We start from the raw sequence: 550 nt of genomic DNA on the forward strand, positions 1-550 counted from the left end.
TCGTTATTAATCCATTAATCTCTTATCGAGCTAAAAGTTCGAGTTTAAGAAAGGTTAAGACTGATGTCATTGATGCGTACCACCTCTGCGAGCTGTATTACAAAGAAGAGTTAGAGCCACATAAAAAACGTGGTGCACAGTTACTAAACCTGCGAAATTTAACCAGACAGCACGATCATTTAACAGGTATTAGTTCTCAGGCAAAACTACATTTTTTAGCGATTCTAGATCAAGTGTTTCCTGAATATCGAGGTGTATTTGGAGATTTGTATTCTAATGTTTCACTCTTAACTTTACTGGAGTTTCCTTCATCTGAAGCTGTGTTACAAGCAGGTGAAGATCAACTAGCTAAACGAATCGCATCTTTATGTACTAGTCGTTCTAAACAATGGGCAAACGAAAGAGCTAAGCTTTTAATGACTGCGGCTGAAAAAAATCCGTTTCAAGTAAATCTTTATAGAAGCCTTATTATTTCGCTTGAGATGCATATTAAAATGGTTCTTCAATACAAAGAACATCTATCCAATTTAAAAGCAGAGATAGATGTCCT

At 35.8% G+C, this 550-nt stretch carries 1 protein-coding gene; it reads left to right on the forward strand.

The annotated features are described in order from the left end of the window. On the forward strand, positions 1-550 hold a 550-nt coding region (locus CN692_RS25345), incomplete at both ends, for an IS110 family transposase (RefSeq protein WP_142317578.1).

The sequence above is a fragment of the Bacillus sp. AFS002410 genome (assembly GCF_002556365.1).
Taxonomy (GTDB): domain Bacteria; phylum Bacillota; class Bacilli; order Bacillales; family Bacillaceae_G; genus Gottfriedia.